This window comes from Bacillus alveayuensis, from assembly GCA_030812955.1.
In the GTDB taxonomy this organism is placed as follows: Bacteria; Bacillota; Bacilli; order Bacillales; family Aeribacillaceae; genus Bacillus_CB; species Bacillus_CB alveayuensis.
In genome coordinates, this window is the sequence record JAUSTR010000002.1 from 153,722 (window position 1) to 176,475 (window position 22,754).

Here is a 22,754-nt window from a genome sequence, read left to right on the forward strand (position 1 = left end):
CCACGGGTTCTCTCGTGGTTTATTTATTTTTTCAATAACGGGGGAGGTTTTATATGAAACTAACAGCGAAAATTTTGGTTGGTTTATTTGTAGGTTTAATAGTTGGACTTGTTTTAAATGTGACATCACCTACGTTGTTTGACATATTAAATACAATCGTTTTTACCCCACTTGGACAAATATTTCTGAATCTAATTAAAATGCTCGTCGTTCCAATTGTTTTCTTCTCTATTACACTTGGGGTTGCTGGATTAGGTGATCCGAAAGAGCTTGGAAGAATTGGAATCAAAACGATTTCGTTTTTCCTAATTACGACTGCAATTGCGATTACGATTGGTATATCACTAGCATTAGTGCTGCAGCCAGGTAATATCGGAACGTTTGATATGTCAGCAACTGAGTTTGAAGCAAAGGAAGCACCTTCTATTAGTGAAACGTTATTGAATATTATCCCTACCAATCCGATTCAAGCGATGGCAGAAGGAAATATGCTGCAAATCATCGTATTTTCCATTTTTGTTGGTTTCGGAATTTCTATGCTTGGCAAGAAAGCTTCAAGTTTATTTACGATTATAGAACAAGGGAATGAATTAATGATGTACCTTGTGACAATCGTGATGAAGCTTGCACCATATGGAGCATTGGGTTTAATTGCCACAGCGGTTGGAAGCCAAGGCTGGGATGCTGTAAAAGCAATGGCATTATATATGATCGTTGTGCTATTAGCGTTATTTTTACATGCTGGAATGACCTACGGTTCAGCTGTTTATTTCATAGGCAAAATGAATCCAATTTTATTTTTTAAAAAATTCTTCCCAGCTATGAGTATTGCATTTAGTACATCTTCAAGTAGTGCGACCTTGCCAGTTTCAATGGATATAGCTCAAAAACGGCTAAAAGTACCTGAGTCCATCAGCAGTTTTGTTCAACCACTTGGAGCAACAATTAATATGGATGGTACGGCCATTATGCAAGGGGTAGCGACGATCTTTATCGCACAAGTTTACCATGAACAGTTGACAATGGTACAGTTGATCACAGTTGTCATAACAGCTGTATTAGCTAGTATTGGTACTGCTGGTGTCCCTGGCGTTGGCTTAATCATGTTAGCGATGGTGCTTAATTCTGTTAATCTTCCAGTTGAAGGTATTGCATTGATACTGGGAGTTGATCGAATTCTTGATATGGCCCGTACAGCTATTAATACGGCTGGAGATGCAGCGTGTGCCGTATGTATAACAGAAACAGAGAAAAAGAAAGATCTTTCTTTTGACACATCTGTTCGTGAAACGATTGATAAATAAAAGCAGTTCTTTTTGAACTGCTTTCAGACTGCTCGCAAACGCTTGCATTCTTTGTTACTTTGCCCTCTTCGGATGCTCTTACCGTATCTGGTAACTCTGCTCCTCATCGGGATAGCCTACCTTAAACGTCCCTATGCTGCTAATATTTTTCGAATGCTTTCAACGGATTGATATTACCAATAAATTTGTTGTAGATATATAAGTTGTAGCAAAGAATTTCCATGCTATTGGTTTCGTACAGGTGTGTTAATGATCCAGTGAACAGCGCTCGATCCCTCGCTTTTCTGCCTCAGTCGGCAAGCTATTTGCTTGCCGACGGGCATGCTTTAGCATGCCCTCCTCGAACAATGAACGCTTTGCGGGTAAATACATTTACTCGCCGGCGTTCTTGTTCGAGGGGAGAGGCAGAAAAGCTTGTGTTGAGTCCATATCATCCCGTATTTGGTATATTTACGACAAATTTGATGTAAAACAAAATTTCAATTATATAGTTGAATAAGGTAAAATTTATGTATATTTTTATATTGAACGGCTAACTTTTGTAACAGCTAAAAACCAACATAACATGCCGAAAAAGCAAATTGTAATTGGAAATGGCGAGAAGGAGGATTACACGAACATTCAAAAAAAACCATTAAAGTACAATAAGGTGGGTAGGAATAGCGGAAGCAACGATTATAGCAAAAGGAATGTACTAGCAAGAAAAAGCCTAAACGAAATGAGGGCGAAGCAATGAATATAAGAGAAAAAATTATTCATCTCAACCCTTCACAGCTATTAGTTGTGACCTTTCTTTTTTCTATTTTGCTAGGAACGTTTATGTTAAAGATGCCGATCTCCACTAAAACAGAGATTAGTTGGCTTGATGCATTGTTTACAGCTACATCTGCTATGACGGTTACAGGTTTAGTTGTTGTTGATACTAGCCAAACTTTTACAATATTTGGTCAAATTGTCATTTTATTGTTGATTCAATTAGGTGGACTTGGCATCATGTCTTTTGCCATTTTAATATTTATCGTTTTAGGAAAAAAGATTGGCATGAAAGAGCGCATCGTCATTCAGCATGCCTTAAATCAAACCTCCTTGGGAGGAGTTATTCAGCTTGTTAAATATTTATTTCTTTTTTCATTTGTCATCGAATTTTTAGGAATGATTATTTTATCATTTCGATGGGTTCCGCAATTCGGGTTGGAAAAGGGAGTTTATTACAGTTTTTTTCACGCGATTTCAGCATTCAATAATGCAGGATTTTCCGTTTGGTCAGACAGTCTCATGCAATTTGTTGGCGATCCTGTTGTCAATCTTATGATTTCATTTCTATTTATTATTGGTGGACTAGGATTTACTGTTTTAGCTGATATTTGGCGCAACCGTTCATTTCAAAAGCTCTCCTTGCATACAAGGCTTATGCTGATAGGCACAATTTCTTTGAACTTATGTGCTATGTTTTTTTTCTTTATTGTGGAATATTATAACCATAAAACACTTGGTTCTTTACCTCTTTTGGATAAGCTTTGGGCTTCGTATTTTCAAGCTGTTACAACTAGAACAGCAGGCTTCAATTCATTAGATATTGCTAGTATGGAAGAATCGACTATTTTCCTGATGATTATTTTAATGTTTATTGGGGCTGGAAGTGCTTCGACGGGCGGTGGAATAAAGCTTACAACTGCGATTGTCATTACGTTTTCGATTGCTGCCTTTTTGAGGGGGAGAACGGAAATACAAGTAGGAAAGCGTTCCATTTCAGTTGAAATTATCATGCGTGCCTTAGTCATTACGATGATGAGTATGATTTCGATCATTTTAGCCGTTTTTATCTTAAACTTATTTGAAAAACATTCGTTTTTAGAAATTTTATTTGAGGCTGTGTCGGCGTTTGGTACAGTTGGGCTATCGATGGGAATAACCGGCTCCTTAACATCAATAGGAAAAGTGGTGATTATTCTGTTGATGTTTATTGGCAAAGTCGGGCCATTAACGTTATTATTTACATTGTCGAAACCACAACAGCCTAAAATTCGCTATCCAAATGAGGACGTGCTGACAGGTTAGACGATAAAGCTTAAAAAGGAAGGCGGTATGGGGCCTTCCTTTTTAAAACTATTCTCCTAATTTTTCTACAAGGTCGTCAAGCATTAAGTTTGCGGCGATCACTCCACCCGCTGTATTCCAAATAGCATCATCCACTTTGTATACTTTTCCGTTTTTTACGGCTTCAAGGTTTTTCCAAAGTGGGTCGTTTGTCCACTCTTCCTCCGTTTTAAGAGCCTCTGGATCTCCTTGAGGGGCGTAAGTGAAGTAGAATATGACATCTCCATCCATTTCTGGGATTTGTTCTTTTCCTACTTCAACAGCAAGCATTCCAAGCTTGTTATCTTCTGTGAAAAGCTTTCCTTGCTTTTCAGATCGTTTGAAGCCTAATTGATCAAAAATAACACCAGAGAAGGAATCTGTATAATAAATACGTGTTTTACCAGCCATAAAGCGTACTACAGATACTTCTTGATTAATTTTATCTCCAAGCTTTTCTTTTACTCCTTCCACATGTGCATCAAATTCAGCTAATACTTCTTTTCCTTTTTCCTCCATATTTAACGCTTTAGCATATAATTGGAAGTTTTCCTTCCAATCACCACGTAAAGTTTCAGAAAAGACTGTTGGCGCAATTTTGCTTAATTGATCATAAATGGCTTCTTGGCGAAGCTTGTTGCCGATAATTAAATCTGGTTGTAATTCAGCGATTTTTTCTACATTCACTTCATGTTCTACACCAACTACTTCTACACCTTCCATTTGATCTTTAATATGATCATACCAAGGGTCGCCAAGCCAGGATTGGACAGCTCCTACCGGTTTTACACCAAGAGCTAAAAGAGCTTCTGTCCCTTCGTTCGTTAAAACAACAACACGTTCTACCTTTTTTGGAATCGTTGTTTTCCCCATGGCATGTTCGACTGTGTATGATTCGTCTTTATTTGAGGACTCATCTTGTGTAGTTGTTTCATTATTACCGCTGCAAGCAGCCATTAATAATAAAAAGATGACAGTAAAAAGAGCAAAAAACGTTTTGAAAAATGGATACTGACGCATTGTTGCACCTCCGATAATGATAATTATTTTCATTTACAAATTCCATCTTAAGTACTTCTAAAAAAGCTGTCAATATATAATTGATAATAATTTTCAATTTCATGTATAATGAAATTGATTTTCGATATAGATCAATGCGTCTTGGTGAGGAGAGAAAGAAAGTGGTACTGTCAAATGAGATGAAAGCTATTATTCTCTTTTGTTCTTTTTTATTTCTATCGTTCAGTATGTGTGCAAGTATTGTTTACGGATACACGGATACTAATTGGAAAACGGCATGGGAAGCTTTTACGAATTTTAATGGTTCAAACGAGCATATTGTCATTCAAAATGTTCGCCTACCACGTAGTTTGATTGCAGCAGTCGTTGGAGCATCATTAGGTATAGCAGGGGCCTTAATGCAAGCCATTACAAAAAATCCCCTTGCCTCTCCAAGTGTATTTGGTATAAATGCAGGTGCTGGATTTTTCATTGTCATTTCTTTTTCATTTTTTTCTGTTAACAATTTACAGGCTTTCACGTGGATTGCTTTTTGCGGTGCTGCTCTCTCTGCCTTTACCGTTTATTTCATTGGGTCACTCGGTCGTGAGGGCTTGACACCTTTAAAGTTAACGTTAGCGGGAGCAGCGGTAGCAGCACTTTTCTCTTCGTTAACGCAAGGATTATTAGTTTTAAATGAAGCAGCATTAGATCAAGTATTATTTTGGTTATCTGGGTCTGTTCAAGGAAGAAAATTAGAAGCGCTTTTAAATGTATTGCCTTATATCATCATTGCTTTCATTGCTTGTATTTTTCTAGCTCCTAAAATCAATCTTTTAATGCTTGGAGAAGAAGTCGCAAAAGGATTAGGGCTAAAAACAGGGATCGTAAAGCTTTTAGCAGCTATTGTCATTATTTTCTTATCTGGTGGTGCGGTTGCAGCAGCTGGGCCCATTGTGTTTATCGGAATTGTTGTTCCTCATGTTGCAAAATATGTGGCAGGAAATGATTATCGATGGATTTTGCCTTATTGTGCTGTGTTTGGAGGGATATTGTTAGTATTAGCGGATATAGGAGCACGCTTTATCATCATGCCTGAGGAAGTGCCAGTAGGAGTGATGACGGCAATCATTGGAACACCATTCTTCATATACATTGCCAGAAGGGGGTTCCAATCATCATGAAAAAATATGTTTCGTTCCGAATAGGAAAGGGCTATATTTCTTTATTAATCGATAAAAAAACGGTGGTTATTTCAAGTGTACTAATCCTGTTAACGATGGCTGTGTTCATAGCAAGTTCTAGCCTCGGGGAAGTGATCATACATCCAGTCGATTTATTCCAAACATTTATAGGCAATGGAAGTACCTTTCATGAATTAATCATTGTATCATTTCGATTACCGAGAATCCTCATTGCTTTACTTGTTGGAATTTGTTTAGCCATTAGTGGTGGGATTATGCAAAATTTAGTTCGAAATCCTTTAGCATCTCCTGACATTATCGGAATTACGGGTGGTGCTTCTGTAGCTGTCGTAATCTTTTTAATGCTTTTTTCAGATTCGAACCATTCATTAACGGTCAGCATTCATTGGTTACCAGTCGCTGCCTTTATCGGGGCAATGACAACTGGTTTGGCTGTATATATTTTCTCTTGGAAAAATGGAGTATCTTCTTATCGACTTGTTTTAATCGGTATCGGATTATCATTATTGACGAAATCACTTACAACTTTGTTTATGATTAAAGGCCCCATTTATCAAGCGTCACAAGCAAATATTTGGATTACCGGATCAGTGTATGCTGCTAATTGGAGCCAAGTGCAAATATTATTACCTTTAACATTCTTATTTGTTCTGATTACAGTTGTGATGACAAGAAACATTAACATCCAAGAGTTTGGAGATGATATCGCAACCGGTGTTGGAAGTCATGTTCAACTAAATCGTTTTCTTTTATTAATTTTAAGTACAGCTCTTACAGCATGTGCGGTATCGTTTGCTGGTGGAATTGGATTTGTCGGTTTAATGGCTCCTCATATTGCAAAACGTTTAGTTGGTTCAAGCTTTGGATCTGTGCTTCCTGTATCAGCATTCATTGGGGCATTAATGGTTATGCTTTCCGACTTCCTTGGCAAAACGTTATTTTTGCCATTTGAAGTGCCAGCAGGCGTGTTCACAGCTGCAATTGGAGCACCATACTTTATTTACTTGCTTTATAAGCATCGAAATTCATAGGAGGTGTACGTATGAACAGTATCCAAACAGAAGGTTTAACCCTTTCATATGGAAGCCAAATCATCATTAACCAGCTAAATTTAACAATCCCAAAAGGGCAAATAACAGTATTTATTGGAAGCAATGGCTGTGGAAAGTCAACTTTATTAAAGTCAATAGCTAGACTTTTAAAACCAGAACATGGCTCCGTTTTATTAGAAGGAGAAGTGATTGCAAAACTTCCGACAAAAGAAGTTGCAAAAAAATTAGCTATTCTTCCACAGTCTCCAGAAGCTCCAGAAGGATTGACGGTACTACAGCTTGTCAAACAAGGAAGGTATCCATATCAAACTTGGCTCAAACAATGGTCAAAACAGGATGAAGAAGCCGTTATGCGTGCACTTGAGAGAACAAGAATGATGGATTTGAAAGATCGAACGGTCGATTCCTTATCTGGTGGACAGCGTCAACGAGCATGGATTGCCATGACACTTGCGCAAAATACCAATATTATTTTACTTGATGAACCGACGACGTATTTAGATATGACACATCAAATTGAAATACTGGATCTATTATTTGAGTTAAACGAAATTGAAAAACGAACAATTGTCATGGTATTACATGATTTAAATCTAGCATGTCGCTATGCCCATCATATTGTCGCTTTGAAAAATCAAAAGGTTTACGCTCAAGGAAAGCCTGAAGAAATCATTAATTGCAGCCTTGTTAAAGATGTATTTGATTTGGATTGTGAAGTGGCAAAAGATCCTTTATTTGGTACACCTTTATGTATTCCATATGGAAAAGGAAGATGTTTATTGCAATCAGATCAAGCAATTGGACATGGATGAAAGCAAGAGTGGATCAAAAATCGAAAGAACTGTTTAGGATAAATAGGAAGTCTTTTCGGTGATAGAAAAAGATATGTCATCAACAAACGAACCCGTATCGGTGCGGTGTTCGTTTGTTGACAATTTCATTTATAACATAATCATTCTGTAAAGTGATGGAATACTTTTTTCAAAAGGCTGTTTTCGTAAATTTTGCTGCTTTTCGACTGTCTATGATCTGAACAAAGCACGTGGTCGGATAAATTACATTTATCCGACAATCGATTTCAGCATTTCAACTTCCTATCATTGGCTTTATGTCAACTAGATTTGTATGAAGTATGCATATTTAAAATAAATGAATTAAAATTGTTATTTTTTAGATTTTTTTGAAACAATCGGAATTTTGTGTCATCTTTTGTTAGGGAGGTGATCAATATTCTTTTCGGAATATTTTTCCATATCTATATCATTATTGATTCTTATGTGCTAAAATATAATTGTTGGAAAAAATTATAAAATGGAGAGCAACGGCAACATTAGCTAAAATTATTCCTGTTTCATTTACGATTTGGCTAAAGGCAGAAATCAGTGGCAGTACATTAACTACTAGAGCAAAATCATAAAAGCTGAAAGTAGGTGACATCATTGACTTTTATGGGAACATTTATATTGATTTTGTTTATAGTTTTAATAGCTTATTTAGTTATAACGATAAAGAAAAAAAAGAAACATAAAACATAGTGATAAAAATAGACTCCTAATCAAAATTTAAGAGAGTTCTATTTCGCATTGAGGGCGCTTCTAAGCGTCCTTTTTGTTTTTTAAGGGGTAAAACTTAGGGGCAACCTCTTACGAAGAGAAAAGAAAAAAGAAGAATCTAAAAAAAGCTTCCTATCCAGATTATTTGGTCAATAAAAACTCAGTTTATGTTCTGACTACTATTGAAAAAATTTTCTAAATATTTTATATTATAAGAGAGGATCATTCATTTTATATTTTTTTATCCAATAATGAATGAGTATTCATTCAAAATATGAAAGGGGATACGCAATGGTCCAGTTTATCAAGAAGGCTGCGGTTCTTGGTTCTGGTGTTATGGGTTCCGGAATTGCCGCTCATCTAGCTAATATAGGAATTCCCGTTTTATTACTTGATATTGTACCGACTGAATTGACGGATGATGAAGTGCAAAAAGGTTTAACACTTGAAGACAAAAGTGTTCGTAATCGATTAGCGGATCTAGCTGTAAAAAGGCTATTAAAGCAAAAACCGGCACCATTAACCACGAAAGAAAATATTCATTTTATTCAAACTGGAAATATGGAAGATGATTTAGAGCGATTAAAAGATGTAGATTGGATTATTGAAGTGGTTGTAGAAAGGCTTGAGATTAAAAGACAAGTACTTGAAAAGATCGAACAATTCCGCAAGCCAGGAAGTATTGTTAGTTCTAATACTTCCGGTATTTCAATCGAAGCGATGGCAGAAGGACGATCTGAGGAGTTTAAAAAACATTTTTTAGGCACACATTTTTTTAACCCACCCCGTTATTTAAAATTGTTAGAAATGATTCCAACAAAGGAAACAGATCGATCCGTTTTAGCTTATATGAAGCAATTTGGAGAGGATGTTCTTGGAAAAGGGGTAGTAGTAGCGAAGGACACTCCAAACTTTATTGCTAACCGCATTGGAACATATGGTTTATTAGTTACAGTAAAAGAAATGGTAAAAGGTGGATATTCGGTAGGGGAGGTAGACTCCATCACTGGTTCATTAATTGGTCGTCCGAAAAGTGCTACATTCCGAACACTTGATGTCGTTGGACTCGATACATTTGCCCATGTTGCCCATAATGTTTATGAGAAAGTAGAAGGCGAAGAGAAGAAAGTATTTGAAATTCCTTCATTTATGAAGAGAATGTTAGAGGAAAAACGGCTTGGAAGTAAAACAGGTTTAGGATTTTATAAAAAAGAAGGAAACAAAATTTTGGAATTAAACTACAACACATTGGAATATGAACCGCGCAAAAAATTAAAGACTCCGGCTATTGAAATAGCAAAACAAACAAAGGGACTAAAGGGAAAATTGAAAGCGCTTTTGTATGCTGACGATCGTGCAGGAAATTTACTTTGGAACATTCTAGCACCCACTCTTCTTTACAGTGCGAAGCTTGTAGGAGAGATTGCAGATCATATTGTTGATATTGACAGAGCGATGAAATGGGGATTTGGCTGGGAGCTTGGACCATTTGAAATATGGGATGCGATTGGTGTGGCAAAGTCCATTCGCAAAATGGAAAAAGAAGGACTAGAAGTACCCGAATGGGTTTTCAAAATGATCGATCAAGGTCATGAATCTTTTTACAAACAAGAAAATAATCAAGAGCTTTACTATCATAACGGAGAGTTTCGACTTGTTGAACGGAACAAAAAAGCGGTTCATATTCAATCACTAAAAGAAGCGAAAGGTGTTATAAAGAAAAACAGTGGTGCAAGCCTTGTTGATTTAGGAGATGATGTTGCTTTATTAGAATTCCATTCCCCAAACAATGCAATTGGTTTAGATATTATTCAAATGATTGATTATGCTGTCGAAGAAGTAGACCGTCATTATAAAGGACTTGTTATTGGCAACCAAGGGAAAAATTTCTGTGTAGGAGCCAATTTGGCGCTCATTTTAATGGAGGCTCAAGATGACAATTATTTTGAAATTGAGTTAGTAGTCCGTCGTTTCCAGCAAGCAATGATGAAATTGAAATATAGTGCAAATCCTGTTGTTGCCGCACCATTTAACATGACGCTTGGCGGCGGTGCAGAAGTTTGCCTGCCAGCAAGCAGAATCCAAGCAGCCAGTGAAACGTATATCGGTCTTGTTGAGGTCGGGGTCGGTTTGATCCCAGGAGGAGGAGGTAATAAAGAACTATATATAAAACAACTTGAAAGCATACCAAAAGGAGTAAATATTGATTTGCAAAATATCGCCAATAAAGTGTTTGAAACGATCGCTACAGCGAAAGTGTCAACATCTGCTCAAGAAGCACGAGAAAATGGTTTTCTTAACCAAAATGATGGAATAAGCATGAATGGTGACCACCTTTTATATGAGGCGAAACAAAAAGTACTGTCGCTTTATGAAGCAGGTTATCGTCCTCCAGTGAAAAAGAAAATTCCAGTTGTTGGAGAGACTGGATATGCGACGATGATTTTATCTGCTCAATCGATGCATTTATCTGGTTATGCTTCAGAGCATGATGTGAAAATTGCGAAAAAATTAGCTTATGTTCTTGCAGGTGGAAAAGTTCCATTCGGAACAAAAGTCGATGAGGAATATTTACTAGATTTAGAGAGAGAAGCCTTTTTGAGCTTAGTAGGAGAACCGAAATCTCAACAACGTATGCAGCACATGCTGTTAAAAGGAAAGCCGCTTCGTAATTAAAGAGGAGGTAAAGAAGGATGAGAGAAGCCGTCATTGTAGCAGGTGCTAGAACACCTGTTGGGAAAGCAAAGAAAGGAACACTTGCAACGGTTCGGACTGATGATTTAGGTGCTTTAGTCGTGAAAGAAACAATAAAGAGGGCTGGAAATTATGATGGCAATATTGATGATTTAATATTCGGTTGTGCCATGCCGGAAGCGGAACAAGGATTAAATATGGCGAGAAACATTGGGGCGCTTGCTGGATTACCTCATACGGTTCCAGCCATTACGATTAATCGCTACTGCTCCTCAGGGTTACAAGCCATTGCCTATGCTGCGGAACGAATTATGCTAGGGCATTCAGATACCATTATTGCTGGTGGAGCAGAGTCTATGAGTCTTGTACCGATGATGGGACACGTGTTGCGTCCAAATGCAAAACTTGCCGAAGAAGCCCCTGAATATTATATGAGCATGGGACATACGGCAGAGCAAGTAGCAAAAAAATATGGTGTTAGCCGTGAAGATCAAGATGAATTTGCTGTTTTAAGCCATCAAAAAGCGGCAAAAGCCATACGAGAAGGTAAGTTTGATGACGAAATTGTTCGGGTTCAGGTAACAGTAAGAGAGGTTGGGAAAGATCGTCAAATAAAAGAGTCTGTCATTGAGTTTAAACAAGATGAAGGTGTTCGCCCCGATACAAGTAAAGAAGTTCTCTCAACATTAAAACCAGTTTTTGCAGTTGATGGATCGGTCACGGCAGGCAACTCCTCACAGACGAGTGATGGAGCGGCAGCTGTTATGCTCATGGATCGCGAAAAGGCGGAATCTCTTGGCCTAAAACCATTAGCAAAATTTCGGTCATTTGCGGTTGGAGGTGTTCCTCCAGAAGTCATGGGAATAGGTCCTGTTGTTGCTGTTCCAAAAGCATTAAAGCTAGCAGGACTTGAACTATCTGATATTGGCTTATTTGAGTTAAATGAAGCTTTTGCCTCTCAATCGATTCAAGTTATTAGAGAATTAGGATTAGATGAAGAGAAAGTGAATGTCAATGGCGGAGCGATAGCCTTAGGGCATCCGCTTGGATGTACAGGGGCTAAATTGACGTTGACTTTACTACATGAAATGAAGCGTCGCAACGAACAGTTTGGAGTTGTCACGATGTGTATTGGTGGAGGTATGGGAGCTGCAGGAGTGTTTGAGTTAATTTCTTAATTAGAAAGGTGGAGGGTTTTTTATGGCAAACAAAACAGATTCCTATATTAAAGGTGGCAGCTTCATTTTAGATGATGTCACGTATGATCAAGTGTTTACCCCTGAAGATTTTACAGAGGAACAGAAAATGATTGGAAAAACAACGGAAGACTTTGTGGTGAATGAGGTAGTACCACATATAGATGAATTGGAAAATCAACAGTTTGATATTTCAATCAAGCTACTAAAAAAGGCAGGGGAATTAGGTCTGTTAGGCGCTGATATCCCTGAAGAATATGGAGGACTAGGTTTAGATAAAGTGAGCTCTGCTCTTATTGCAGAAAAGTTTTCTCGTGCCGGCGGCTTTTCGGTTACTTTTGGAGCTCATGTTGGCATTGGGACCTTACCGATTGTTTTATTTGGTACAGAAGAACAAAAGAAAAAATATTTACCGAAACTCGCTACAGGTGAAAAAATTGCTGCTTATGCGTTAACAGAGCCGGGTTCAGGGTCTGATGCTCTCGGTGCTAAAACAACAGCTAAATTAAATGCAGAAGGCACTCACTATATTTTAAACGGTGAAAAGCAATGGATTACGAACTCAGGTTTTGCTGATGTTTTTGTCGTTTACGCAAAAATAGATGGGGAACATTTTACCGCATTTATTGTTGAACGAGACTTCCCAGGTGTCTCAACAGGTCCAGAAGAAAAGAAAATGGGAATCAAAAGCTCTTCAACAAGAACCTTAATTTTAGAAGATGTACATGTTCCAAAAGAAAATGTTCTTGGGGAAATAGGAAAAGGCCATGTTATCGCCTTCAATATTTTAAATATTGGACGCTATAAACTAGCACTTGGAGCCATTGGAGGAAGTAAACGAGTTTTAGAACTTTCAGCACAATATGCAAATCAACGTCATCAGTTTAAACAGCCTTTATCGAATTTTACACTTATTCAAGAAAAACTAGCGAACATGGCAACGAAGTTATATGCAATGGAAAGCTCTGTCTATCGTACTGTCGGTTTATTTGAAGAGCGAATGAGCAAATTATCTTCTGAAGAAGTGAAAGATGGAAGGGCGGTTGCGGCCTCTATCGCCGAATATGCGATTGAATGCTCATTAAACAAAGTATTTGGTTCGGAAACATTGGATTATATTGCTGATGAAGGTGTTCAAATACATGGCGGATACGGATATATGATGGAATATGAAGTGGAAAGAGCATACCGCGATTCACGAATTAATCGTATATTTGAAGGTACAAACGAAATTAACCGTTTGCTCGTTCCTGGAACGTATTTACGGAAAGCGATGAAAGGAGAACTTCCATTATTCCAAAAAGCTCAGGCGCTTCAGGAAGAATTGATGATGATGATTCCAGAGGAAGTAGGGGAAGGAACGCTTGAACAAGAAAAATATTTACTGAAAAATGCGAAAAAAATTGCGTTAATGATCGCTGGCCTTGCTGCACAAAAATATGCTCAATCCCTTCAAAAAGAACAAGAGCTATTAGTGAACATTGCGGATATCGTAAGCAATGTATATGCAATGGAATCAGCGATTTTACGTACAGAAAAGTCGATTGCAAAATCTGGAGAAGAGAAAAACAAACAGAAGCTTTACTACACACAAGTTTTCTGTCAAGAAGCGTTTTATGCAATTGAAAATGATGCAAAAGAGTCGCTTGTAGCGCTTGAACAAGGTGACGGCCTCCGCATGATGTTATCATCATTACGTAAATTGACGAGACATACTCCTATGAATGTTATTGAAAAGAAACGTGAGATTGCCAAACAAATTATCGAGGAAGAACGCTATATTGTGTAGTCACGAAATATCCTAATCCTCTTTGGGTTAGGATTTTTTTGTAATGTATGAAAATTAATATTTTTAGTCTGTTTTTGCAAGCTTGTTGCTTTTCGATTGTCAATGAACCAAACAAAGCAACGTGATCGGACAAATCACATTTGTCCGATCATCGACTTTTGTCGGTTTACGTCACGCTTTAGCGTGACATAGCAAGCGTATCGATTGCCTGACAGTCGAAAAGCTATAGTATAGTAAAGCAATGTTTACAATCATCATAATGAAAAGAGGCTTTGTTGAAGATCATGTTCATTTGATAACGTAGAAATTTTAAAAAAAAAATAAAACGATCTGTTATGCTTGAAAAAGTAATTATGATAAAATATGAATAAGCAGAAAAATTACAGGTGGTGGATTTAGTGGCATTAACGTTTTATTGGTACCCAAAATGTGGGACATGCCGTAAAGCGAAAAAATGGCTTGAGGGGCATGGAGTTGATTTTCAAGAAGTACATATTGTGGAAAATCCCCCAACTAAAGATGAATTAAAGGATTTATTTCATAAAAGCGGATTAGAAGTCAAACAGTTTTTTAATACGAGTGGGCATAAATATCGTGAATTAAGGTTAAAAGATAAAGTAAAAACAGCTTCTGAAGATGAGCTGTTAGAACTATTAGCGTCGGATGGAATGTTGTTAAAACGCCCAATTTTGACAGATGGAAATAAAGTAACGGTTGGATTTAAAGAAGAACAATTCGAACAAACTTGGCTGAAATTAGAAAAAGATTTTTAAAATCTTTCAGTTTAAAGACAAAATCTATATAAAAGGTTTTGTCAGACTGAGTCTGAGAGATTTTTTAAATTTTTTTCAAAAAAAATAATGAATATTTATGTGGAGGGAATAAAAAATGAACACACCAAAAGAGCTGCGCTATTCGGAAGAACATGAATGGGTTAAAGTTGAAGGTGACAAGGTTCGAGTAGGGATAACAGATTTTGCTCAATCAGAATTAGGGGATATCGTTTTTGTCGAACTCCCAGAAGTAGGCGATGAGATTGTAGCAAATGAACCATTCGGAAGTGTTGAATCAGTAAAAACCGTATCTGAATTATATGCACCAATTAGCGGTAAAGTTGTTGAAGTGAATGAGGATTTAAATGATAATCCAGAATATGTAAATGAATCACCATATGAAAAAGCGTGGATGATTGTTGTTGAACCGAATGATATTCATGAAGTAGACAATCTTATGACTGCTGAACAATACGAAGAGATGGTTAAAGAAGATTAATTTGAACCAAAACATCCTTTCTCGTTATTTTTGAGAAGGGTGTTTTTATTTATAGTAGGATGGCCTTTCTATTTAAATAAAATCGATGAAAAAAGGAAAACAACCTTTATTACACGAATATACTATATGAAAAGTGTATAATGTGAAACAGGTGATGATGATGGCAGTCATGGATGTTGATAAGGTCATTATCGTTGAAGGGAAGTCTGATAAACGAAAAGTGGAAACGGTGATTAATGAACCTGTTGAAATTATTTGCACAAATGGAACGTTAAGTCTGTCTAAATTAGACGAATTAGTAGAAAATTTATATTTTAAAGAAGTTTACGTATTGGTAGATGCAGATGAAGCTGGAGAGAAATTACGAAAACAATTTAAGCGGGAGTTTCCAGAAGCATCTCATTTATACATTGATAAAATGTATCGGGAAGTGGCTGCTGCACCCGATCAGCATATTGCTTCTGTTTTGTTAAGCGCAAATATTGACGTGCAAACAAAATTTTTATAATAAAGAGGTGCTATATTTAGTAACGATGATTGAGATAACGGATGAACAACTGAAAACGATTGAGAAAGAAGATCAACTTTTTCTCTACTTATACACCCCTCTTTGTGGTACATGTCAATTAGCGAAAAAAATGTTAACGATTGTTGAGGAAGCAATCCCTACCCTTCATATTTATATGAAGGATTTAAATTATGCACCAACTTTTGCGGAAAAATGGGAGATTGGAAGTGTTCCTTGCTTATTAATATTTAAGCATGGGAAATTAGTTTTAAAAAAGTATGCGTTTCATTCCCTTGAACATATTTATGAAACGTTAAAAGAATATGCCGCTTAAATCAGCATTTGCTCGACGAGCCGCCAATTTGGCGGCTTTTTATATGTCTTGGTTTTTTCTTTATTTCTTGGGAAATATGTCATTTCAAAGCATAAAAAGTCGATAAGTAATAGGAGGAAGGGAGTAACAAGAAAAGAATTAGTCAAAGGAAAAGAAGGGTAGGAGTGATGAGATATGCTTGAATTGTTAACAAACAAGGTGAATTCCTGCGATCTAATCAAGCCCTTGCTTCCTAAAGAGCCGATATTTATTTCCTTTCAAGGAAGTGAAGGTAAATGCTGTCACTATGTATTAAATTTTAAAGGATTACAGCCACTAAAGGAAATTCCTGAAATATTACACGTTAAAATAGTAGGAAATTCTGAACAATTACAGGAACTGATCAAAGGAGAGCTGCGGCTCCAACAACTGATGAAGTTAAATGCTTTAAAGGTGGAAGGAAAGTTTCGAGACATCTTAAAAATTGAAGCGATGATTTCTTTATCTGTAAGTTCAGAAAATTCGTTGACTTCGGACAATATATAATATAAGATTTTTATAATCTCGAATGTAAACATATGAACTGAAGAGGAGGAAGTAAAGATGGGAGAACAATCCTATCGTTTAGAGACTATCAGTATACATGGTGGTTTAAAAAAAGATTCAAGGACAGGGGCAAGGGCTGTTCCGATTTATCAATCAAATGCATATTTATTTGAGAATACGGAACATGCTCAAAACTTATTTGCCCTTAAGGAAGAAGGGTATATTTATTCAAGAATTCACAATCCTACCGTTACAGTATTAGAAGAACGGGTAGCGGCACTTGAAGGCGGTGTTGGTGCTCTTGCGGTTTCGAGTGGAATGGCAGCGATTGCATTAGCGATATTAAACATTGCTCATGCAGGTGATGAAATTGTCGCAGCATCCACTTTATATGGGGGAACATATAATTTATTTTCGACAACATTACCAAAGTATGGTATTAAAACAATTTTTGTTGACCCAGAAGATGTAAATAATTTTAGAAAAGCGATCACTCCTAAAACGAAGGCTATTTTCGCTGAGACGATCGGAAATCCTAGCTTGCATGTTCTAGATATAGAAGAAGTTGCAAAAATAGCACACGAGGCGGGAATTCCACTAATTGTCGATAATACGTTTGCTACTCCTTATTTATGCAGACCAATTGATTATGGTGCAGATATTGTCGTTCATTCGGCTACGAAATGGTTATTAGGAAACGGTACGACACTTGGTGGAATTATTGTAGATGGAGGAAAATTTGATTGGAATACTGAAAAATTCCCAGGATTTACAACTCCAGATGCGAGTTACCATAATTTAGTTTATGCAGAAGCGTTAGGGCCTTTAGCATACATAGTGAAAGCCCGTGTTCAATTATTGCGGGATTTAGGGCCAGCATTAAGTCCTTATAATGCCTTTCAATTTAATCTAGGTCTTGAAACATTGCATGTTCGAATGAAGGAGCATATTCATAATACGAGAAAAGTTGTTCAATACTTACAAAATCACCCAAGTGTAAATTGGATTCTTTATCCAGAGCTTGAAAACCATCCTGCAAACGATTTAGCGAAAAAATATTTACCAAAAGGAGCAGGTTCTGTTATTGTTTTCGGAATAAACGGCGGACGAGAAGCTGGACGTAAATTAATTGATTCCGTTCAACTTTGGTCTCACGTTGCCAATGTTGGCGATGCTAAAAGTCTCATTATTCATCCAGCTAGCACAACACACCAGCAATTAAGTGATGAGGAATTAGAACAGGCGGGTGTAACGGAAGATTTAATTCGTTTATCGGTTGGAATTGAACATATTGATGATATATTAGACGATTTAGAACAGGCGATTGAAAAAGCAACTGGGAAAAGATCAAATCATTCGGAATCTGTCACGAATTAATCGATTTTTTTATTGACATGGCCAATCATCAATGCTAGAATCTAATTCAGTTGAATTTTGGTGTTATGCTTAACAGAATATTTACATTTTATTTTCTCTTATCCAGAGAGGTGGAGGGAAGTGCCCTATGAAGCCCGGCAACCGTCAACGATACGTTGAAATGGTGCCAATTCACGCAAAGCGATGAATCGCTTTGAAAGATGAGAGAAAGGTGTAGATGCTTGCATTATGCCTTTCTGCTCATGCAGAAAGGTTTTTTTACACCATCGAAAAATATCTTGAAAATAAAGAGGTTAAACGACTTAGTAGATCATTTTACGTACAAACTATATGTCAGGCTATCGTCTCCTTATCATAAGCTTGGCAGTCGCACATCATGTGTTAACTTCGTTTTGAAAGAAGGTGAAAAAGTGATTTCTCTTAGCAATATAACGAAAATATATTCATCTCCAAATGGCGATGTAAAAGCTGTTGATCAAATAAATCTTCGTATTAAAAAAGGGGAAATATTCGGAATCATCGGATATAGTGGTGCAGGAAAAAGTACGCTTATTCGATTGTTAAATGGTTTAGAAAAGCCTACTTCTGGCTCCATTGAAATCGGTGGAATTAGAATCGACGAAATTAAAGGGGAGAAATTACGTAAAGCTCGTCAAGAAATTAGTATGATTTTCCAGCATTTTAATTTACTTTGGTCCAGAACCATTGAGGAAAATATTTCTTTTCCTTTAGAGATTGCAGGAGTTGAAAAAAAAGAGCGGATCAAGCGGGTTCGTGAGTTAATTAAGCTTGTAGGTCTTGAAGGAAGGGAAAAAGCTTATCCTTCCCAGCTAAGTGGAGGACAAAAGCAACGTGTAGGAATTGCCCGTGCATTAGCAAACAATCCAAAAGTTTTGCTATGTGATGAAGCGACGTCTGCACTCGATCCTCAAACAACGGATTCGATTTTAGATTTACTCGTTGATATTAATGAACGATTAGGATTAACGATCGTATTAATTACTCATGAAATGCATGTGATTCGAAAAATTTGTCATCGTGTTGCTGTCATGGAAAATGGGAGAATTGTTGAAGAGGGTGAAGTATTGAATGTTTTTCGTCACCCTAAACAACCAATTACCCGTCGATTTGTGCAGCAAGTAACAGAGCCTGAAGAAACGAAAGAAACGATTAGTCATTTATTATCTCAATATAAAAGTGGACAAATTGTTCAATTAACATTTATTGGAGATGCAGCTGAGCAGCCGATTATTTCTAACTTAATGAACGAGTTTGATATTTCCATTAATATTTTACAAGGGAAAATTTCACAAACACAGCGTGGAGCTTACGGCACATTATTTATCCATATTGATGGCGACAAAAAAAGTATTGATGAAGCGATCGAATTTCTCCGGAAACATCATGTGCAAGTGGAGGTGATCGCAAATGCTTAAACAATTATTACCGAATGTGAAGTGGGATAAAGTTTGGGAGGCTACTCTAGAAACGATTTATATGACGGGTGTTTCCGTTTTCGCTACCTTTATAATTGGAATTATTCTTGGTTTATTATTATTTTTAACGTCAAAAGGAAACATTTGGGAAAATCGATTTATTAATAGCATTGTAGCATCATTCGTGAATATTTTTCGCTCCATTCCTTTTATCATTCTCATCATCCTTCTTATTCCTTTTACAAAAGCTGTTGTTGGAACCATATTAGGAGCTAATGCCGCTTTACCTGCATTGATCATTGGTGCGGCGCCTTTTTACGGACGAATGGTTGAAATTGCCTTAAGGGAAATTGATAAAGGGGTTATTGAAGCAGCAAAAGCGATGGGTGCGAAAACAAGTACGATTATTTTCAAAGTCCTCATCCCAGAATCAATGCCTGCTTTAGTCTCTGGTATTACGGTAACCGCAATCGCTTTAGTAGGCTATACAGCAATGGCTGGTGTTGTAGGAGCTGGAGGACTTGGGAATCTTGCCTATTTAGAGGGCTTTCAACGAAATAATAACGATGTTACTGTTGTTGCAACCATTTTAATATTACTGATAGTTTTTATCATCCAATATATTGGAGATCAAATAACTGCAAAATTAGATAAACGATAGGAGGAAAAAAGATGAAAAAATTATTACTTGCCGCTTTATTTACTGTACTTGCTGTTTTTACTGCAGCTTGTGGGACAAGCAGTAGTGAAGAAGGGGAAAATCAAGTCATTAAAGTCGGAGCTTCACCTGTTCCGCATGCGGAAATTTTAGAAGAGGCTAAACCACTTTTAAAAGAAATGGGCTATGAATTAGAGATTGTGGAATTTACAGATTATGTATTACCAAATAAGTCGTTAGAAGAAAAGGAAATTGACGCAAATTATTTCCAACATATTCCATATTTAGAATCGCAAAAAGCTGAGCACGGTTATGATTTTGTGAATGCAGGAGGTATTCATATTGAACCGATTGGAGTATACTCTAAAAAATATAAATCATTAGAGGAGCTTCCAGAGGGAGCGACAATCATTATGAGCAGCTCTGTTGCTGACCATGGCCGCATGCTTTCAATGCTTGAAGAAAAAGGTTTAATTAAACTTAAAGATGGTGTCGAAAAAACGGAAGCAACGATTGATGATATTGCAGAAAATCCGAAAAACTTACAATTTAAAGCAGACATTGAAGCGCCATTTTTAACAAAGGCGTATGAAAACAATGAAGGAGATGCCATTTTAATTAACGGAAACTTTGCATTAGATGCTGGGCTAGACCCTTCAAAAGATGCGATTGCCTTAGAATCTCCAAAGGATAACCCATATGTCAATGTCATTGCTGTAAGAAGCGAGGACAAAGATTCTGAAAAAATTAAAGCATTAGTTGAAGTGCTGCAATCAGAAGAAATTAAAGAATTCATTAATTCTAAATATCAAGGCTCTGTCATACCTGCTGCAGAATAAATAATATAAGGAAACTGGTGAAAACATACGAGTGTTTCACCAGTTTTTTTATGAAACACCGCCTCTTTCTTATGAAATTTGCATATTATTTTGTTCTCACACCATACTAACCTTGAAACAATTTCCGTTGAGGTGATATTATGCGAGAGCAAAATATGAATGTTACAGAGCAAGTATTGCGCGAATATAAAGAAGGGCTAGGGGCATTTACGAAAAAAATGCCAGATCTTGCTGGCCATTACAACGCATTTACAGAAGCATGTTTTAAAGAAGGAACGCTTTCACAAAAACAAAAGCATTTAATGGCACTTAGTATTAGTATGGTTTTGCAAGACGAATATTGCATGATTTATCACTTAAAAGGATGTTTAGACCATCATTGCTCAGAAGAAGAAATTTTTGAGTCAGCAGGAGTTGCAGCAGCATTTGGCGGTGGGGCGGCCTTGAGTCAAGTTGTCACACTTGTACAAAATAGTCTGAATGATTTGCGTCCATCAAATCCTGTACAATAGAAAGAAAATAAGAGCATTTATCTGAAAATTTGAGGGTCAGGAATTTTTCCTTCTCTTATTTGCTGTCATCCTTTCAAATCCTCTTTTTTACGATTTGATAAGTGCAAGCAATGCTTGATATGATGATCATTGTTCGCGCGATCAAAAAAATGTTTGAAGGGATGATTTTTATTTATACAAGTCAAGAGATGCTTGACCTGAAAGTGACGCCTGAAATGGAAAAGTCGATGCATCAGTTTCATGGAATGGGCTATAAAGAATATAGCCGCGATCATAAAAAGCGAATGCAAGTGGAGAAAAAACGAGAAGAAGATTATGCCAAAAGTCAAAGTATTATTGCCAACATTTAGAGGAAAAATCATGAAATCATACGGAACCAGTCATAAACTTGACTGGTTCTGTTTTTATTATAAAAATTTAAGAATGATTTTACATCATTTCAGGAATTTTTGTTATGATGGTAATTGTCATGAAAATTATTGGGAAAAATAGAAGAAATTCTTGGGATTATATGATGAGTGCTTATTAAGAGTTGTATTTAAATTTAATTTCCTATAAAATTAGAATGAGAATAAATTGAGAATTAAGATAGTAAATATTGTAGATAATTGGAGGTATATTCATGGCAGGTTCAACATTAACGATTAAGGATCTACACGTTTCAGTAGAAGGTAAAGGAATTTTAAAGGGCGTCAATTTGGAAATTAAAGGTGGAGAAATCCATGCCATTATGGGCCCTAACGGAACTGGTAAATCAACTTTATCTTCCGCCATTATGGGACACCCTAAATATGAGGTTACAAGAGGCAGCATTACGTTAGACGATCAAAACGTTTTAGAGATGGAAGTTGACGAAAGAGCACGTGCTGGTCTTTTCTTAGCAATGCAATATCCAAGTGAAATTAGCGGGGTTACGAACGCAGATTTCCTTCGTTCAGCGATTAATGCACGTCGCGGTGAAGGCAATGAAATTTCTTTAATGAAATTTATCCGTCAAATGGATGAGAAAATGGAATTCTTAGAAATGGATCAAGATATGGCACAGCGTTATTTAAATGAAGGCTTCTCTGGTGGGGAGAAAAAACGCAATGAAATTCTCCAATTAATGATGCTTGAGCCGAAAATTGCGATATTAGACGAAATTGACTCTGGGCTTGATATAGATGCATTAAAAGTTGTTTCTAAAGGAATTAATGAAATGCGCAGCCCAGAGTTTGGATGCTTAATTATTACTCACTATCAGCGCCTTCTTAACTACATTACTCCAGATTACGTACATGTTATGATGCAAGGTCGAATTGTCAAATCCGGTGGTGCCGAGTTAGCTCAGCGCCTTGAGGCTGAAGGGTATGATTGGATTAAGCAAGAGTTAGGCATTGAAGACGAAACAGTAGGGCAAGAAGCGTAAGCGTTAGGGGGATGAAA

General features: G+C 36.9%; 21 protein-coding genes and 1 riboswitch. Of the genes, 20 read left to right on the top strand and 1 reads right to left on the bottom strand.

Features of this window, described 5'->3' with window-relative positions; all coding sequences use genetic code 11:
• Window positions 1-53: 53 nt before the first annotated feature.
• Both J2S06_RS05520 and J2S06_RS05525 read left to right on the top strand, forming a co-directional pair.
• On the top strand, window positions 54-1,304 hold the full coding sequence (locus J2S06_RS05520) for a dicarboxylate/amino acid:cation symporter (protein ID WP_419151582.1): 1,251 nt from the start codon (window positions 54-56) through the stop codon (window positions 1,302-1,304).
• A 738-nt stretch (window positions 1,305-2,042) separates the two neighbouring features.
• Window positions 2,043-3,362: a TrkH family potassium uptake protein gene (locus J2S06_RS05525; protein ID WP_419151640.1), complete on the top strand. Its 1,320-nt coding sequence runs from the start codon at window positions 2,043-2,045 to the stop codon at window positions 3,360-3,362.
• Window positions 3,363-3,410: 48 nt separating this feature from the next.
• Here the strand turns inward: J2S06_RS05525 and J2S06_RS05530 are convergent, their stop codons facing one another.
• Window positions 3,411-4,433 carry an ABC transporter substrate-binding protein gene (locus tag J2S06_RS05530; RefSeq protein ID WP_419151583.1) on the bottom strand — a complete coding sequence of 341 codons (1,023 nt, stop codon included), beginning with the start codon at window positions 4,431-4,433 and terminating at the stop codon, window positions 3,411-3,413.
• A gap of 146 nt (window positions 4,434-4,579) precedes the next feature.
• Between J2S06_RS05530 and J2S06_RS05535 the strand changes: the two genes are divergently transcribed.
• The 18 genes from J2S06_RS05535 to sufC all read left to right on the top strand — a co-directional run bounded on the left by J2S06_RS05535 (window position 4,580) and on the right by sufC (window position 22,737).
• Entirely contained in the window at window positions 4,580-5,563 is a 984-nt protein-coding gene (locus J2S06_RS05535) for a FecCD family ABC transporter permease (protein WP_419151641.1), read from the top strand.
• Window positions 5,560-6,615, top strand: a complete 1,056-nt coding sequence (locus J2S06_RS05540) for a FecCD family ABC transporter permease (protein ID WP_419151584.1) — start codon at window positions 5,560-5,562, stop codon at window positions 6,613-6,615. The genes J2S06_RS05535 and J2S06_RS05540 overlap by 4 nt, the downstream gene beginning before the upstream one ends.
• A gap of 11 nt (window positions 6,616-6,626) precedes the next feature.
• Entirely contained in the window at window positions 6,627-7,448 is an 822-nt protein-coding gene (locus J2S06_RS05545) for an ABC transporter ATP-binding protein (protein ID WP_419151585.1), read from the top strand.
• Between the two features lie 1,032 nt (window positions 7,449-8,480).
• The gene (locus J2S06_RS05550; protein WP_419151586.1) at window positions 8,481-10,865 is read left to right on the top strand and encodes a 3-hydroxyacyl-CoA dehydrogenase/enoyl-CoA hydratase family protein; all 2,385 of its coding nucleotides are present in this window, start codon (window positions 8,481-8,483) and stop codon (window positions 10,863-10,865) included.
• A 17-nt stretch (window positions 10,866-10,882) separates the two neighbouring features.
• A complete protein-coding gene (locus J2S06_RS05555) occupies window positions 10,883-12,061 on the top strand; it encodes an acetyl-CoA C-acetyltransferase (protein WP_419151587.1) in 1,179 nt (392 codons plus the stop codon).
• A 22-nt stretch (window positions 12,062-12,083) separates the two neighbouring features.
• Window positions 12,084-13,868 carry an acyl-CoA dehydrogenase family protein gene (locus J2S06_RS05560; protein ID WP_419151588.1) on the top strand — a complete coding sequence of 595 codons (1,785 nt, stop codon included), beginning with the start codon at window positions 12,084-12,086 and terminating at the stop codon, window positions 13,866-13,868.
• 398 nt (window positions 13,869-14,266) lie between these two features.
• On the top strand, window positions 14,267-14,641 hold the full coding sequence (locus J2S06_RS05565) for an arsenate reductase family protein (RefSeq protein WP_419151589.1): 375 nt from the start codon (window positions 14,267-14,269) through the stop codon (window positions 14,639-14,641).
• A gap of 115 nt (window positions 14,642-14,756) precedes the next feature.
• Window positions 14,757-15,140, top strand: coding sequence for a glycine cleavage system protein GcvH (gene gcvH / locus J2S06_RS05570; protein ID WP_419151590.1), 384 nt, complete (start codon window positions 14,757-14,759; stop codon window positions 15,138-15,140).
• A 160-nt stretch (window positions 15,141-15,300) separates the two neighbouring features.
• Entirely contained in the window at window positions 15,301-15,648 is a 348-nt protein-coding gene (locus J2S06_RS05575) for a toprim domain-containing protein (RefSeq protein WP_044895919.1), read from the top strand.
• Window positions 15,649-15,673: 25 nt separating this feature from the next.
• Window positions 15,674-15,982: a thioredoxin family protein gene (locus J2S06_RS05580; protein ID WP_419151591.1), complete on the top strand. Its 309-nt coding sequence runs from the start codon at window positions 15,674-15,676 to the stop codon at window positions 15,980-15,982.
• Between the two features lie 174 nt (window positions 15,983-16,156).
• A complete protein-coding gene (locus J2S06_RS05585) occupies window positions 16,157-16,507 on the top strand; it encodes a hypothetical protein (protein ID WP_419151592.1) in 351 nt (116 codons plus the stop codon).
• 57 nt (window positions 16,508-16,564) lie between these two features.
• Complete coding sequence (locus J2S06_RS05590) at window positions 16,565-17,884, top strand: O-acetylhomoserine aminocarboxypropyltransferase/cysteine synthase family protein (RefSeq protein WP_419151593.1); 1,320 nt, start codon at window positions 16,565-16,567, stop codon at window positions 17,882-17,884.
• 95 nt (window positions 17,885-17,979) lie between these two features.
• Window positions 17,980-18,091: riboswitch (SAM riboswitch) on the top strand.
• Window positions 18,092-18,294: 203 nt separating this feature from the next.
• Complete coding sequence (locus J2S06_RS05595) at window positions 18,295-19,320, top strand: methionine ABC transporter ATP-binding protein (protein WP_419151594.1); 1,026 nt, start codon at window positions 18,295-18,297, stop codon at window positions 19,318-19,320.
• Window positions 19,313-19,981 carry a methionine ABC transporter permease gene (locus J2S06_RS05600; protein WP_419151595.1) on the top strand — a complete coding sequence of 223 codons (669 nt, stop codon included), beginning with the start codon at window positions 19,313-19,315 and terminating at the stop codon, window positions 19,979-19,981. Before J2S06_RS05595 ends, J2S06_RS05600 begins: the two co-directional genes overlap by 8 nt.
• Before the next feature lie 11 nt (window positions 19,982-19,992).
• Window positions 19,993-20,817: a MetQ/NlpA family ABC transporter substrate-binding protein gene (locus J2S06_RS05605; protein ID WP_419151596.1), complete on the top strand. Its 825-nt coding sequence runs from the start codon at window positions 19,993-19,995 to the stop codon at window positions 20,815-20,817.
• Between the two features lie 140 nt (window positions 20,818-20,957).
• Window positions 20,958-21,329: a carboxymuconolactone decarboxylase family protein gene (locus J2S06_RS05610; protein ID WP_419151597.1), complete on the top strand. Its 372-nt coding sequence runs from the start codon at window positions 20,958-20,960 to the stop codon at window positions 21,327-21,329.
• A 101-nt stretch (window positions 21,330-21,430) separates the two neighbouring features.
• Window positions 21,431-21,679, top strand: coding sequence for a hypothetical protein (locus tag J2S06_RS05615; RefSeq protein WP_152643034.1), 249 nt, complete (start codon window positions 21,431-21,433; stop codon window positions 21,677-21,679).
• A 272-nt stretch (window positions 21,680-21,951) separates the two neighbouring features.
• Window positions 21,952-22,737, top strand: coding sequence for a Fe-S cluster assembly ATPase SufC (sufC, locus tag J2S06_RS05620; protein ID WP_419151598.1), 786 nt, complete (start codon window positions 21,952-21,954; stop codon window positions 22,735-22,737).
• The last annotated feature ends 17 nt before the right edge of the window (window positions 22,738-22,754 follow it).

Coding starts and splice junctions, on each gene's coding strand:
- J2S06_RS05530 (WP_419151583.1), bottom strand. CDS start 4,433: ATGAAAATAATTATCATTATCGGAGGTGCAACAATGCGTCAGTATCCA.
- J2S06_RS05575 (WP_044895919.1), top strand. CDS start 15,301: ATGGCAGTCATGGATGTTGATAAGGTCATTATCGTTGAAGGGAAGTCT.
- J2S06_RS05610 (WP_419151597.1), top strand. CDS start 20,958: ATGCGAGAGCAAAATATGAATGTTACAGAGCAAGTATTGCGCGAATAT.
- J2S06_RS05535 (WP_419151641.1), top strand. CDS start 4,580: ATGAAAGCTATTATTCTCTTTTGTTCTTTTTTATTTCTATCGTTCAGT.
- J2S06_RS05545 (WP_419151585.1), top strand. CDS start 6,627: ATGAACAGTATCCAAACAGAAGGTTTAACCCTTTCATATGGAAGCCAA.
- J2S06_RS05550 (WP_419151586.1), top strand. CDS start 8,481: ATGGTCCAGTTTATCAAGAAGGCTGCGGTTCTTGGTTCTGGTGTTATG.
- J2S06_RS05580 (WP_419151591.1), top strand. CDS start 15,674: ATGATTGAGATAACGGATGAACAACTGAAAACGATTGAGAAAGAAGAT.
- J2S06_RS05605 (WP_419151596.1), top strand. CDS start 19,993: ATGAAAAAATTATTACTTGCCGCTTTATTTACTGTACTTGCTGTTTTT.
- J2S06_RS05600 (WP_419151595.1), top strand. CDS start 19,313: ATGCTTAAACAATTATTACCGAATGTGAAGTGGGATAAAGTTTGGGAG.
- J2S06_RS05520 (WP_419151582.1), top strand. CDS start 54: ATGAAACTAACAGCGAAAATTTTGGTTGGTTTATTTGTAGGTTTAATA.
- J2S06_RS05590 (WP_419151593.1), top strand. CDS start 16,565: ATGGGAGAACAATCCTATCGTTTAGAGACTATCAGTATACATGGTGGT.
- J2S06_RS05585 (WP_419151592.1), top strand. CDS start 16,157: ATGCTTGAATTGTTAACAAACAAGGTGAATTCCTGCGATCTAATCAAG.
- J2S06_RS05540 (WP_419151584.1), top strand. CDS start 5,560: ATGAAAAAATATGTTTCGTTCCGAATAGGAAAGGGCTATATTTCTTTA.
- gcvH (WP_419151590.1), top strand. CDS start 14,757: ATGAACACACCAAAAGAGCTGCGCTATTCGGAAGAACATGAATGGGTT.
- J2S06_RS05555 (WP_419151587.1), top strand. CDS start 10,883: ATGAGAGAAGCCGTCATTGTAGCAGGTGCTAGAACACCTGTTGGGAAA.
- sufC (WP_419151598.1), top strand. CDS start 21,952: ATGGCAGGTTCAACATTAACGATTAAGGATCTACACGTTTCAGTAGAA.
- J2S06_RS05560 (WP_419151588.1), top strand. CDS start 12,084: ATGGCAAACAAAACAGATTCCTATATTAAAGGTGGCAGCTTCATTTTA.